Below are 15,636 nucleotides of genomic sequence, written 5' to 3'. Positions count from 1 at the left end.
TGTCAGCGGCACCTGCTCCAAGTGGATGAAATATGACGGCATCATGTAGCCTGGCAGCTCCTGGCTTAAAGCGCTGCGTAGCTCACTTGCCACAACTTCCTCATCGGTGACCACATAAGCGCAGAGCTGCTTCTGCCCTTGCTCATCTTCTCGTGCGATGACCACAGCTTCTCGCACCGCCTCCAGCTTCAGCAGCTGGGTTTCTACCTCGCCCAGCTCGATCCGGTAGCCGCGAATTTTCACCTGTGCGTCGATCCGTCCCTTATATTCCAGGGTCCCGTCCACATTCAAGCGTACTAGGTCGCCTGTGCGATAGCAGCGTTCTCCGCTGCGGAACGGGCTGTCGATGAACTTTTCGGCCGTCAGATCCGGACGGTTGAGGTATCCACGTGCCACCCCGTCACCGCCCACGATCAGTTCTCCCCATACCCCGATAGGCTGGAGCCGCATCGAACGGTCCACGACATACGCCGTCGAGTTATGGATCGGTCTGCCAATTGGTACCGATCCTGATTGCACGCCAGTAATCGTATGTGTTGTGGAGAAGGTCGTATTTTCGGTCGGGCCGTAGCCGTTAATAATCTGCAGGTTCGGATGGGCTATCATTACCCGGTTAATATGCGGTACAGACAGCACATCACCACCGACCAACAGCTCCCGTACCCCCTCAAACAGATCAAGATCCTGCTGGGACAGCTGGTTAAAGAGCGGCGCGGTCAGCCACATCGTGGTAATGCCATGATTGCGAACAGCTTCCTTAAGCTTAGGCCCGTCCAAAATGACATCCTGACTTACCAGCACCAGCTGTCCACCATTCAATAGCGCACCCCAAATTTCAAAGGTGGATGCGTCGAAGACAATAGCCCCAGTCTGCAAAATGCGCGTGTCGGCATCCAACTGCGCATAGTTAGTATTTTTCACCAAACGTACAACATTACGGTGTTCTACCATGACGCCCTTTGGCTGGCCCGTCGTACCCGACGTATAAATCACATACGCAAGGTCGTTCGGACCAGACAACGGCTCTAGATGGGAGCCATCCTCGTGGTACACACCCTGTGCCCCATCCAACACCAGCACGTTGCCATTAAAAGCAGCTTTGTCCAGCAGATGGCTTTGCGTCAACAACAGCTCTGCCCCCGAGTCATTCAGCATGTAGCGGATACGCTCCTCTGGATACGTCGGATCGATCGGAACATATGCACCCCCGGCTTTCAAAATGCCTAAGATACCCACGATCAAGTCTACCGAACGCTCGGTCATCAGTCCCACCAGGCGATCCTTCGTCACGCCTTGATTGCGCAGAGTACGAGCCAGACGAGTCGCGCGTTCATTCAGCTCGCGATAGGTCAACTGCTCTCCTTCGAAGAACAACGCTGCCTGCTCCGGTGTCTGCGCTGCTTGTGTTTCGAACAAGCCATGGATCGTTTGCTCCCTTGGATACTTGACGGCTGTATCTCCCCATACGCCCAGAATTTGCTCGCGCTCCTGCTCACTTAAAACATCCAACTCATGCACTTGAATGTCTGGCTTCGCTGTCACTTGCTCCAGCAGCTGCACCAGATGGCTCTGAGTCCGTTCAACGGCTTCACGATCATAGAGCTTCGCATTGTATTCAAATCGGATTTTCATCGCTTCCAGCGGAATGACGAGCAAATTGAAATCATAGTTGGTTTGTTCAATCATACCTGCGTTGCTAATTTCAAAATCCGATTCTGCACCTTCGCCAAGTTGCTCGACCTGCTCCTCCACCGGATAGTTTTCGAACACGATAATGTGGTTGATCAAGTCTTGCTTTTGCTCGCTTAAGGCTTGAATTTCATATAGCGGATACGTTTCATAAGCTTGAGAAGCCAGCGCCTGCTTCTGATTCGCTCTGATCATGTCGGCAAATGTATCCTCAGCTCCACTACGGATACGTACTGGAATGGTGTTAATGAACAAGCCCACCATATTTTCAATACCCGAAATATCAGCCGGACGACCCGACACTACACCGCCAAAAACAGCGTCATCACTACCGTTGTACTTTTGAAGCAGCAAGCCCCATGCCGTTTGCAGTAATGTATTCGTGGTCACGTGGTGCTCCTTGGCAACCATTTCAATGCGGCCTGTCAAATCCTTGCCCAGATCGCACAGCACATGCTCAAATTGTGCACCTTCCGCTTTCACGCCTACTTTTCCGGTCGGAATCGAAGTTTGCTGATCATAGTCGAGCAAATAATCCTTCCAGTATGAAGATGCAGCCTCTACATCCTGTGCTTCAAGCCACTCAATATATTGACTGTACGGAGTAACTGGGGCAAGCTTCGGTTCTCTATGCTCGACGGCTGCAAAATAAGCCTCAAACACCTCATCCGTTACCAACGCCACACACCAGCCATCCATCAAGATGTGATGAGAGCTCCACACAAAATAATAATCCTCATCACCTGTTCGTAAAATCGCCACGCGCATCAATGCATCCTGGGACAAATCGAATCCGGCTGCCTTGTCTTTGCGAATAAATTCCTTCACGTACGCGTCACGCTCCTGCTTAGCCAAATGACGCAGATCCTCATATTTGAAACCAATATCCTTGCGGCGGAAAATGACCTGCACCGGCTCATCCTGCCAACCACTGTAGAAATTAGCTCTAAAAATCTCATGCCGCTGCGCCAAATGATTCAAGCTATCTTGGAAAATATCCGCTTGGAAGCGTCCGCGCAAATCAAATGTCGTTTGTTCAAAATAAGCACCTGACTTTGCATCCATCAGATTATGGAACAGCATACCTTTTTGCATCGGCGTTAACGCATATACATTTTCCAGTTCGCCAATGTCACGAGTCCGCTCTACCAATTGATCCAGCTCAGCCATGGTTACATTTTTAAGCATTACATCGCTTGGAGTCAGCTCCTGTTGTTTGCGGCCTGCGCAATGCGCAATGATTTCCCGCAAGCTGGTTCTGAACTCCTCGGCTAGCTGCTCCATCGTTTCTCGGCGATATTCCTGATTGCTGTAGCTGATCGTCAATTGCAGTTCGCCTTCCGAAATCATTCCATTCATGTCTAGCGTGTGCGATCTGGCTGCATGTGCGCCAAGCTCTTCACCGCTGGAGTAAGGAGATACGTCAATGGATTGATTTTGCATATCTTGATCAAATTGTCCCAAATAGTTAAAGCTGATTTCAGGCTCGGTTACAAAACGCTCTTGCTCACGTGCGGCGGACAGGTATCTCAAAATACCGTAGCCGATACCCTTTTGCGGAATGCGACGCAGCCCTTCCTTCACATGTTTGATGCACTGTGAAAGGTCTTGTCCCACGCTCATATCCAGCACAACCGGGAATTGAGTCGTGAACCAGCCGACGGTGCGAGTAATATCCAGCTCTGGCAAAATGGACTCCCCGTCCATGACCTTCCAGGTTGACGAGCACTCGTCCAATGCCAGCCCAGCGATGAATCGTCATTCCTAATGCTGTAAGCAGCAAATCATTCATATCCGTGTTGTAGGCACGATGCGCCTGTTTTAACAGCTGCTCCGTTTCCTGAGCTGTCCACGTGGCAGTAACGATATCGCTGTCTCTATTTAAGGAATAGGACTGTGGCTGGTCTTTTGGAAGCGGCTCATACATTCCCTGTTCAATTTCTTGCCAGAATGTGAGTTCCGCTGCAATTTCCGGACCGTTCGCATATTGAGATTGTCCATCAGCCCAGGTGCGGAACGAATCCGTTTTGTACGGAAGACGAATCGCTTGTCCGTTCAATGCCTGCTCATAGGCTGTTGTAATATCCTCGAACAAAATGCGCCAGGATACGGTGTCCACCACTAAGTGATGAATCGCAATCAGCAAATGGTCTCCATCTGGGCAATGGAACAGCCCCAGCTTCACCAGCGGTCCTTCACTCAAATCAATTCCAGCTTGAATTTCATTCGCTTTGGCCTCAATGGCCGCAGACACCTCAGTCTCATTGCGGAAGTCCGTCTGCTCCAGCGTGTACAGCTTACCCTCACCAATCGCACGGCTCCATGCTTCGTATCCGTGATCGGTAGGACGGAAAATGGTACGCAGCGCGTCGTGATGGCTAACCATTTGCTCCATCGCTGTACGCAATGCCGTTTCATCAAAACCGTCCTTGCTATGCAGCATGATGGACTGGTTATGGTGATGAGCATCCGTCAGGTTTTGCTCAAAGAACCATTGTTGAACTGGTGTCAGCTTCACAGCGCCCACCACTTCGCTCTGATCTGCCAATCTTGTCACAGATTGGACTTTCAGCGCCAATGCAGACACCGTTGGATTGCTGAACAGGTCTTTCATGTCCAGTCGATAGCCTGCTTGCAGCAATCGGGACGATACCTGCAGGGCCTTGATCGAATCGCCGCCCAGCTCGAAGAAGTTATCCTGCGTGCCTACCGCTTCCACGCCGAGCACCCCTGCCCATACCGAAGCCAGTACCTGCTCGACCGTTGTACGCGGTGCCACATAGGCTGCACCTGTATGGATGCTGCCTTCCGGATCCGGCAACGCCTTACGGTCGATTTTGCCGTTGCTCGTCAGCGGGATCGTCTCCAGTCGCATCAAGCGTGCTGGCACCATGTGTGTCGGCAGTCCTGCTTCCAGCTCAGCCTGTACCTCCTCGATCCGCAGCTCCGCTTCTCCCGTGATATAGCCGCACAAATACTTGTGCCCACGCTCATCTGTCCGGTCGATCACGACCGCTTGACGCACACCCGGCACCCGCTGGATCACGGTTTCGATCTCGCCCAGCTCAATCCGGTAGCCCCGGATTTTGACCTGATAGTCCATCCGGCCGATAAAGTCCACGTTCCCGTCCGGCATCCACCGTGCCAGGTCACCTGTGCGATACAATCGTTCACCCGGCACGTACGGATTCGCCACGAATTTCTCGGCCGTCAGGTCGGCACGGTTCAGGTACCCGCGTGCTACCCCGGCTCCGCCAATGCATAGCTCGCCCAGTACGCCGATAGGTACCGGATTCAATTGGCTGTCCACGATATAAAAACGTGCATTCAGCCACGCCTGACCAATCGGCACACTGCCGCTGCTTGGCAGCTTCGATAGCTCTTCGTCATAGAAGCTGGAGTCAATCGCTGCTTCCGTTACGCCGTAGCTGTTAATGATGCGAATATCTGCACCAAATCGTTCTTGTAGCACCCGGTAATCTGTCACGCTACAGCTATCCGAGCTGGTGATCAGCAGCTCCAGACTGCTCATGTCCAGTCCGTGTTCATGCACATGCTGCATGAATGGTACGATCAAGGCCGGTGTCGATTCGAACACCGTAACCTGATAGTCACGAATCCAGCTGTATAGACGGCTCGGATCAATCCGGTCGTCTTTCGGGCAGATGACCATTGTTCCGCCGTTATAGAGCGCCCGTGCGATATCCCCGACGAATACGTCAAAGGAGAAGCTTGCCAGTTGCAGCAATCGTACCGGGAATTGGTTCAGACGGTAATCCCGCCGATACGCCGCAGCCGTATTCACCAAGCTCCGATGCTCAATCATGACTCCCTTCGGACGTCCCGTTGTTCCGGAGGTGTAGATCACATACGCCAGATCCTGCGGCTCGTTGATATGCTCGATATCCGCAGTATCCCCGGTGTACAGCGACTCATCGTCCAACGCCAGTACGGTATGCAGACGCAGTCCTGTTGCTGGTTCGGATGTTGCTTTGTTTTCCTCCAGCCATCCCTGCGCACGCTCCTGCAAGCCTGTTTGAGTCAAGAGTACCGTCGCACCGCTGTCCTCCAGCATGAAACGAATACGTTCTGACGGATAATCGGCATCCAGCGGCACATACGCGCCTCCTGCCTTCCATACCGCCAGTACGCCGACCAGCATATCCACCGAGCGTTCGCTCAAGATGCCGACAATCGACTCGCGTTCAATGCCTTCATTTCGCAATCTACGAGCCAACTGGTTCGCACGCTCGTTCAGTTTGCGGTACGTAAGCTGTTGCTCCTCGTACACAACCGCCACGTGATCCGGTACAAGCTGCGCCTGTTCCTCCACAAAGGTATGGAACAGGGCTCCTGCTTCAACGGCAGCAACATCCGATACCCCCACATCTCCAAAACCGTAGATGATTTGTGCTTTTTCCTCGACGGTTACCATATCCAAAGCTGCCAGTGGCTGCTGTGGATGAAGTGTAATGGCACGAACAAGTTCGGTAAAATGCTTGGCCAATCGCGCGATGGTTTCAGGCTTGTACAGCGCCGTGCTGTATTCCAGACTGCACAGGATACCTTCCGGCTGCTCCACTGCATCCAGAGTCAAATCAAATTTGGCAGTATTATTTTCCGTCGGATACGGCTTTAAGGTCAGACCTTCCAGCTCCAACTCCTGCTGCTCAAATGTTTTCAACTCAAACATCGTGTCAAACAGCGCATTTCGGCTCGTATCCCGTGTCAAATTCAGCTTTTCAACCAGCTCTTCAAAAGGATAGTCTTGATGCTCATAGGCACTGAGCGCATGCTCTTTGACCTCTCGCAGATGATCAAGGAACGTTTTCTCGCCAGATGGATAATTGCGGATCGCCAGCGTGTTAAGGAATACGCCTATCAGGCCCCCCAACTCCGCATGTGGTCTTCCCGCAATCGGCGTTCCGACGATAATGTCCTCCTGCCCCGAATATTTATGCAAGAGCGTGCTATACGCTGCAAGCAACACCATGTACAAGGTTGATCCGGTTTGAGCGGCCAGCTGCTTCAACTGCTCGCTGTCCTCCATGCTGATGGCAAAATCCAATCGAGTTCCTTCCAGACGCTGTACGGCTGGTCTTGCAAAATCTGTTGGCATATCCAGCGCCGGAATTTCACCAGCCATGGTTTTCAGCCAATAGCTTTCTTGCTCATGAAGACGTTCACTTTGCATATCTGCATGCTGCCAAACGGCATAGTCCTTGTACTGGATGCGAAGCGGCAGCAGCTCCTTGCCTGCATACAATTGAGAAAGCTCCTGCACGATAATTCCCTCAGTAACGCCATCCGAAATAATATGGTGCATGTCATAGAGCATAACGTGACGTTGCGGTCCGTTTTCTACCAACTGAACCCGCAGCAACGGTGCTTGCGCGAGATCAAATGCACGTACAAAGTCCAGTGCATACTGCTGTGTCTCTTCTTCGCTTGCACGCACATGCTCGACGTTGAATTCGACATTTGGTTCAATACGTTGAACAACCTCGCCATCCACCATATCGAATCTGGTTCGCAGGGTTTCATGACGGGCAATCAGCTGACGGAAGGCTTGCTCCAGTCGCGTTTTATCCAGGGAACCTTCAATAATCAAAGCTTCCGGCATGTTGTAGCTAACCTCTCCACCTTCCAGATGACTCAAAACATACATCCGTTTTTGCGCCGAGGAAACTGGATAATATGCGCGCTCCTCCACAACAGGTATGGATACATACGTGTGCTGTGTCTGATGTTCACCCATCACCTGTACCAGTTGCTCAATCGTCGGATATTGGAAAATATCTCGCAGCGCCAGCTTGTGATGCAGCTCCTGATGAATTTTCGCCACCAGTGTTGTAGCACGCAGAGAATGTCCTCCCACTTCAAAGAAGTTATCCTTAATGCCTATCTGCGAATGATTCAGCACACTTTGCCAGATACGTACCAGTTGCTCTTCCAGCAATGTCCGCGGTGCAGCGTACTCCGTACCTCCCAAGCGTGCTTCCGGCGCAGGCAACGCTTTGCGGTCGATTTTTCCGTTAGGTGTCAGCGGGAAATGATCCAGTTGTACGACATACGTCGGGATCATATAGCCCGGCAGCTTTGGCTGCAGCGCATTGCGTAGCTCCGGCAAGCTCAATGCCTCTGAGGCTACGAGATACGCACACAGGTCCTTGTTGCCATCTTCGTTTTCCCAGGCGGTGACCATCGCTTTTTCAATACCATCCACGGTCAGCAGCTGCGCTTCCACCTCGCCCAGTTCAATCCGGTAGCCCCGGATTTTGACTTGATAGTCCATCCGGCCGATAAAGTCCACATTTCCGTCCGGCATCCACCGCGCCAAATCGCCTGTGCGGTACAATCGTTCACCCGGCACATACGGATTCGCGACGAATTTCTCGGCCGTCAGATCCGCACGGTTCAGGTACCCACGCGCTACCCCAGCTCCGCCAATGCATAGCTCGCCCAGTACGCCGATAGGTACTGGATTCAATTGGCTGTCCACGATATAAAAACGTGCATTCAGCCACGCCTGACCAATCGGCACACTGCCGCTGCTTGGCAGCTTCGATAGCTCTTCGTCGTAGAAGCTGGAGTCAATCGCCGCTTCCGTTACGCCATAGCTGTTAATAATCCGAGTAGCTGCGCCAAACCGCTCTTGCAGCACTCGGTAATCCGCCACATTGCAGCTATCCGAGCTGGTGATGAGTAGCTCCAGACTGCTCATGTCCAGTCCCTGTTCATGCACATGCTGCATGAACGGTACGATCAGAGCTGGTGTCGATTCAAACACCGTAATCTGATAATCGTGAATCCAGTCATACAGACGGCTGAGATCAATCCGGTCGTCTTTCGGACAAATCACCATCGTTCCGCCGTTATAGAGCGCCCGTGCGATATCCCCGACGAATACGTCGAAGGAGAAGCTCGCCAGCTGCAGCAGCCGTACCGGGAACTGGTTCAGACGGTAATCCCGGCGATACGCCGCAGCCGTATTCACCAAGCTGCGATGCTCGATCATGACTCCCTTCGGACGTCCCGTTGTTCCGGAGGTGTAGATCACATACGCCAGATCCTGCGGTTCATTGATAGGTTCGATATCCGTGGTGTCTCCGGTGTACAGCGACTCATCATCCAACGCCAGCATTGTCTGCAAGCACAGTCCAGTTGCTGGTTCGGATGTTGCTTTACTGTCAGATGGCGAGTCTAATGTTAAACTCAGGTCTCCATGGAGGGTATCTGATTCCACCGTCTCAGCGCTAACCGCCGTTTCCAGTTGGCCCTCAGACTTCCCTCCGGCCAAGGCCCCTCGGCTTTCCTCCAGCCATACCTGCGCACGCTCCTGCAAGCCTGTTTGGGTCAACAGTACCGTAGCACCGCTGTCCTCCAGCATGAAACGAATACGTTCTGACGGATAGTCTGCATCCAGCGGCACATATGCGCCTCCAGCCTTCCACACCGCCAGTACGCCGACCAGCATGTCTACCGAACGTTCGCTCAAGATGCCGACAATCGACTCGCGTCCAATGCCTTCATTTCTCAATCTACGAGCCAATTGGTTCGCACGCTCGTTCAGTTTGCGGTACGTAAGTTGTTGCTCCTCGTACACAACCGCCACGTGATCCGGTACAAGCTGCGCCTGTTCTTCCACAAAGGTATGGAACAGGGCTCCTGCTTCAACAGCAGCAACCTCCGATACCCCCACATCTCCAAAACCGTAGATGATTTGTGCTTTTTCCTCCACGGTTACCATATCCAAAGCTGCCAGTGGCTGCTGCGGATCAAGTGTAATCGCACGAACGAGCTCGGTAAAATGCTTGGCCAATCGTGCGATGGTTTCAGGCTTATACAGCGCCGTGCTGTATTCCAGACTGCACAGAATACCTTCCGGCTGCTCCACTGCATCCAGAGTCAAATCAAATTTGGCAGTATTATTTTCCATCGGATACGAATTTAGAGTAAGACCTTCCAACTGCAACTCCTGCTGCTCCAATGTTTTCAACTCAAACATCGTGTCAAACAGCGCATTTCGACTTGTATCCCGCGTTAAATTCAGCTTCTCAACCAGCTCTTCAAAAGGATAGTCTTGATGCTCATAAGCACTGAGCGCATGCTCTTTGACCTCTTGCAGATAATCAAGATATGATTTGTCGCCAGACGGATAATTACGGATCGCCAACGTGTTGATGAATACACCTACCAGGCTCTCCAGTTCCGCATGCGGTCTTCCGGCAATCGGCGTTCCAACCACGATGTCCTCTTGGCCCGTGTATTTATGCAAGAGCGCGGTGTACGCCGCCAGCAGCACCATATACAGTGTTGCGCCTGTTTGTGCGGCCAGCTCTTTCAGACGTTCGCTAACTTCACGCTCCAGTCCGAATTCGATCGTATTTCCTGCTGTACTCTGCATCGCCGGACGGGCAAAGTCGGTTGCCAGATCCAGCACAGGCAGTTCGCCTCGGAAGGTGTCGAGCCAGTACGCTTCCTGACGCTGCATCCACTCCTGATGGGCTTCGCTTTGCTGCCATACCGCATAATCCTTGTACTGAATCCGCAATGGCGACAGCTCTTCACCGTCATACAAGCGAACAAATTCATCGGTCAGTACCTCCATGGACACACCATCCGAAACGATATGATGCATGTCGAGCATGAGCAAATGCTGCGGTTCTTGCTCCACTCCTTGTACGCCAAGGTCCACCAAGCCTACCCGCAGCAGCGGCGCAGCTTCCAGATCGAACGGACGGACAAAGCGTCGCACCCGCTCTCTCGTTTCCTTGCTGACCATCGTGTCTGTATCCGTAGTAGTCGTATCCTCTGCCTGAATCTTTGCATATTCCACCTCGAACGGCACTGTGTCCTCAATCCATTGCATCGGCTCACTGTACATCAGCTCAAAGCGGGTACGCAAGGTCGCATGGCGGGCGATCAGTTGACGGAACACATCTTCTACTCGTTTCACGTCCAGCGGGCCACTCACTTGCAGCACCGACGGCATGTTGTAATTCACATCATTCGGGTCGAACTGATGCAGCACATACAGTCGTTTTTGCGCCGAGGATAACGGGTAGAAATCACGGGCTTCCGTCACCGGAATGGACGCATACGCCACTTGATCCAGACTTTCCAGAACTGCTGCCAGTTGTTCAATCGTTGGTGCTTCAAAAATACTCCGCAATGGAAGCGGCTTGTTCAGCTCCTTGTGAATCTTCGAGGCCAGTGTCGTCGCACGCAGCGAATGTCCGCCAATCTCAAAGAAGTTTTCCTTCACGCCGACCTGCGCCAAGCCCAGCACATCCTGCCAAATTTGCGCCAGCTTCACTTCCACCCACGTCCGCGGTGCAACATAATCCGCTTCGTTTTGCAGGCTGCCTTCCGGTGCTGGCAGTGCCTTGCGGTCGATTTTGCCGTTCGGACTCAGTGGCATCTGCTCCAGTTGTACAAAGTACGATGGCACCATATAGCTTGGCAGCCCCCGGCCCAGCTCACTTCTCAGCTCGCTGGCTCCGAGCTCTTGACCCGCGACGTAGTACGCTACCATTTGTTTTTGGCCTGTTTCGTCCGCACGAGCCATGACTACGGCTTCGCGTACCGACTCCACCTTCAACAACTGCGATTCGACCTCACCCAGCTCGATCCGGTACCCCCGGATTTTCACCTGATGGTCGATCCGGCCCAAGTACTCGATGTTGCCGTCCGGCATCCATCTCGCCAAATCGCCCGTGCGGTACATCCGCTCATAGCCTGCTTCGCCATCCGCAAACGGATCGGCAACGAATTTCTCTGCCGTCAGCTCTGGACGGTTCAGATAGCCGCGTGCTACGCCTACACCGCCGATGCACAGTTCCCCTGCAACCCCGATCGGCTGCAATTGCTCCGTGCCTTCCTTCACGATGTACAGACGGATGTTCTGAATCGGTTTTCCGATTGGAATGACGGTATATTCCTCCGTCGGCTCGCAATCAAAGTACGATACGTCCACCGTCGCTTCGGTTGGGCCATACAGGTTGATCAGCTTCGCTCCAGCGATACCTGACACGAGTCGTTGGAACCGCGCCACATGCTGCGGCGGCAACGCTTCCCCGCTGGCAAATATATGGCGTAGTGTTCCCAGCTTCGCTTGCATTACTTCCTGCGGCTGCTGCTCCACATACTCCAGGAATGCATGCAGCATCGCAGGCACAAAGTGCATCGTGCTTACGCTATCGCGGGCAATCGTGTCTACGATGTCCTCCGGATTCTTTTCCCCGCCAACCGACAGCAGACTCACCTTCGAGCCAACCATCGACCACCAGAACAGCTCCCACACCGACACGTCGAATGTGAAGGCAGTCTTTTGCAGGATCGTATCCTCTGCACTCAAGCCGTAACGGTCATGCATCCACAAAATCCGGTTCAGCACGGAATGGTGCTCAACCATAACGCCCTTCGGTTTTCCAGTCGAGCCGGAGGTGTAGATGACATAGGCTACATGACGCGGACCAGCCAGTGGCTCCAGATTCGAGCCGTCTTCGTGGTACATGTCCTTGCCACCCTGCACCGGACGATCCAGCACCAGCACCTTGCCGTCGAAGCTCAGCGACGCTTGCTCGGCCAAATGCGATTGCGTCAATACCAGCTTCGCTCCCGAGTCTTCCAGCATAAAGCGAATACGGTCCGCCGGATATTCCGGATCAATCGGCACGTAGGCTCCACCTGCCTTGAGGATCGCATAGATGCCTACGATCATTTCCAGCGAGCGCTGTACTAAAATGCCTACCGGCTGATCCGGTTCAACGCCTTCCGCACGCAGGGTGCGTGCGAGACGGTTGGCCCGCTCGTTCAGTTCACCGTAGGTCAACGTCTCTGCTCCAAACAGCACCGCCACCTGATCCGGTGTTCGTGCCGCCTGTTCCTCGAACAGCGCACTTAACGTCTGACCCTGCGGATAAGCTGCCGCCGTAGCTCCCCAAACCTGAACAATCTGCGCTTGTTCTTCCGGTGTTACCAATTCCAGCTCATTCACACGGATATGCGGATTGTTCACGATTTGCTCAATCACATGCAATACATGTCCTTGCATACGCTCCACGGTAGCCCGATCGTACACATTAGCGTTATATCTGAACATGATGCTGAAGACTTCATCAGGCATCACAATCAAGTCCAGATCATAATTCGTTTGCTCGACAACCTCTACATTCGTAATTTCAAAAGCGGACGGACGAACTTCGCCAAGCTGCTCCACCTGCTGCTCTACCGGATAGTTTTCAAACACCATAATGTGGTTAATCAGATTTTGCTTCTGCTCCGTCAGCGCCTGAATCTCATACAGCGGGAAACTGTCGTATACTCCTGAGGCCAGTGCCTGCTCCTGCGTTTTCCGCATAACCTCCACAAAAGTGGCATTCCGTTCACTTTGAATCCGAACTGGTATCGTATTAATGAACAAACCGATCATATTCTCTACACCAGCAATATCTGTCGGGCGTCCAGATACGACACTACCGAAAATAACATCCTCATTGTTGTTATATTTCTGCAAAATAAGGCCCCACACGCTTTGCATCAGCGTATTAATCGTCACCTGCTGCTGCTTCGCAATCCGGTACATGGCTTCGCTCCACGTTTGATCCAGCTCCACCGTTATTTTTTCAGAAATATATTCGCTGGTTTCACTAGCTGTAGTGGATAGAGCATTTTCCCTGCTGTCCACGGCTTGATCTTTTGATGAAGCATCCGAGCCAGGTAGCAAAGTCTGCTGTTCAAAGCCCGCCAAATAGCTGCTCCAATAATCTTTTGCCGCACGTTCATCCTGACGCTCCAGCCATTCGATATATTGGCCATATGGGGTGATATTAGCAAGCTTCGGCTGCTTCTGCTCCACCAGCGCAAAGTACGTACCGAACACTTCACCTGTAACTAGCGACAAGCACCAGCCGTCCATGACAATGTGATGGAAGCTCCACACCAAATGATACGTTTCTTCATTTGTCTGCAACACCTGTACGCGCATGAGCGCATCGGTACCGAGATTAAAGCCCCGGGCCTGGTCCTCCTGCTTGAACGCATGGATATACGCCTTTTGCTCCGCTTCCTGCATTCCACGTAAATCCTTGAAGGAAAGGTCGCTATCTTTGTGACGGAACACGATCTGTAATGGCTCCTCACTGTGCCCTGTCTCAAACATATGGAAATTCGTCCGCAGCGCCTCATGACGCTGTGTCAGTAGATCAAGACTCTTCCGGAAAACAGCAACATCAAAGCTGCCTTTTTGATCAAACGACGCTTGCTGGAAGTATGCGCCTGATTCCGGCTCCATCAAGCTATGGAAAAGCATCCCCTTCTGCATAGGCGAGAGAGCATAAACATTTTCCAGTTCACCCACAGCAGCCATTTGCTCCGTCAATTGTTCCAGCTGCTCCAACGTCAAGCCCTTGAACAATACATCGCTTGGTGTTAGCTCACTCCGCTCTTTGGAGGCACAATGAACGATCACTTCCTGCAAGCTCTCCTGCAGCAATTGTGCAAATTTTTCCACGTTATGTTGATGATATACCTTGCTGTCATAGCGAATTTCCAACGTGAGCACGCCTGCTGTAATCATCCCGTTCACATTCAGTGGATGCTCCAGAGCGGTATTGTCACTCATCGGCTCTCCACCTGTATGTGAAGACAGAGTGATATCACCATTTTCCAAATCCTGATCAAATTGCCCCAAATAGTTAAAGCTAATTTCAGGCTGCAAGGTCAAGGAAGGATTGGCAGCATGCTGAGACATATATTTCAAAATACCGTAGCTAATGCCCTTATGTGGCACATGACGCAGATCTTCCTTCACCCGTTTGATTCGCTGACCAACTTCTGCCTTACCGTCAACATCGAGCAGCAGCGGATATTGGCTCGTAAACCAGCCCACTGTACGTGTGATGTCGATATCTGGAATAATGGCTTCCCGGCCATGTCCTTCCAGGTTGACCAGCACACGCTCCTGACCGCTCCAGTTGTATAACGCTGTACCCAGTGCGGTTAACAGCAGATCATTGACCTCTGTGTTATACGCACGGTGTGCTTCCTGAAGCAGTAGTCGTGTTTCCTGCTCGCTCCAAGCCACGGTCACAGTCTCACTGTCTCTTATCAGAGAATGCTGTCCTTCCGTGCTCTCTTGATCCTTAGGCAACGATGCGAATTCCATTTGGGCGAGATGCTGCCAATATTCGCGTTCGTTTTCGATGGCCGGACTATTCGCATATTGAGACAAGCGCTCTGCCCAAGCGGAGAAAGAGTCCGTTTTATATGGCAGACGAATCGCTTCTCCCCGAACCGCCTGCTCATATCCGGTGGCAAAATCCTCAAACACAATCCGCCATGAAATGCCGTCTACGACCAAATGGTGGATCGCAATCAGTAAATGATCTCCGTCCGTGCAATGGAACAGCCCCAGCTTGACCAGTGGTCCCTCGTCCAGACGAATGGAACTTTGAATAGCATTCGCTTTCTCTTCAATGGCCTTCACCACGTCCGCAGCGTCTTCGTTGCCCGTCAAATCAACAACGTCCAGACTATAGAACTTGCCTTCGTTCAAGCCACGATTCCTCGCTTCATAGCCCTGTTCGGTCTGACGGAAGACCATGCGCAGCGCATCATGATGCTCGGTCACCTTGGTCACCGTTTGATGCAATGCGGCTTCATCGAAGCCTTGCTCTCTATACAGCATCACCGACTGATTGAAATAATGCGGCTCTGCTAAAAATTGTCCAAAGAACCATTGCTGAATCGGGGTCAGCTTGACCGCTCCCGAAACCGCACGCTGATCGGCTGTACGGCTGACCTTGTGGACATGACCACTCAGCAGCGATACGGAAGGATATTGGAACAGATCCTTCATTTCCAGCTTGTAGCCAGCTTGCAGCAAACGGGAGGATACCTGGATCGCTTTGATCGAATCTCCACCCAGATCAAAGAAATTAT

At 52.3% G+C, this 15,636-nt stretch carries 1 protein-coding gene and 1 pseudogene (1 of these 2 cut by a window edge); both read right to left on the bottom strand.

Annotated features, from left to right (window positions below):
* Positions 1–30: 30 nt before the first annotated feature.
* A pseudogene (locus QMK20_RS27650) lies at positions 31–3,312 on the bottom strand (amino acid adenylation domain-containing protein); the annotation flags it as partial.
* On the bottom strand, positions 3,197–15,636 hold the 3' end of the coding sequence (locus QMK20_RS11905) for a non-ribosomal peptide synthase/polyketide synthase (protein WP_283655875.1). Its footprint extends 21,535 nt past the window's final position; 12,440 of the gene's 33,975 nt are visible here — the last part of the coding sequence; the start codon falls outside the window, past its right edge; its stop codon occupies positions 3,197–3,199. The pseudogene QMK20_RS27650 and the gene QMK20_RS11905, both read right to left, overlap by 116 nt.

The organism is Paenibacillus sp. RC334 (genome assembly GCF_030034735.1).
GTDB classification, from domain to species: domain Bacteria; phylum Bacillota; class Bacilli; order Paenibacillales; family Paenibacillaceae; genus Paenibacillus; species Paenibacillus terrae_A.
Note: the sequence above shows the minus strand (reverse complement) of the source record. Positions and strands in the feature narration are given on the sequence as shown.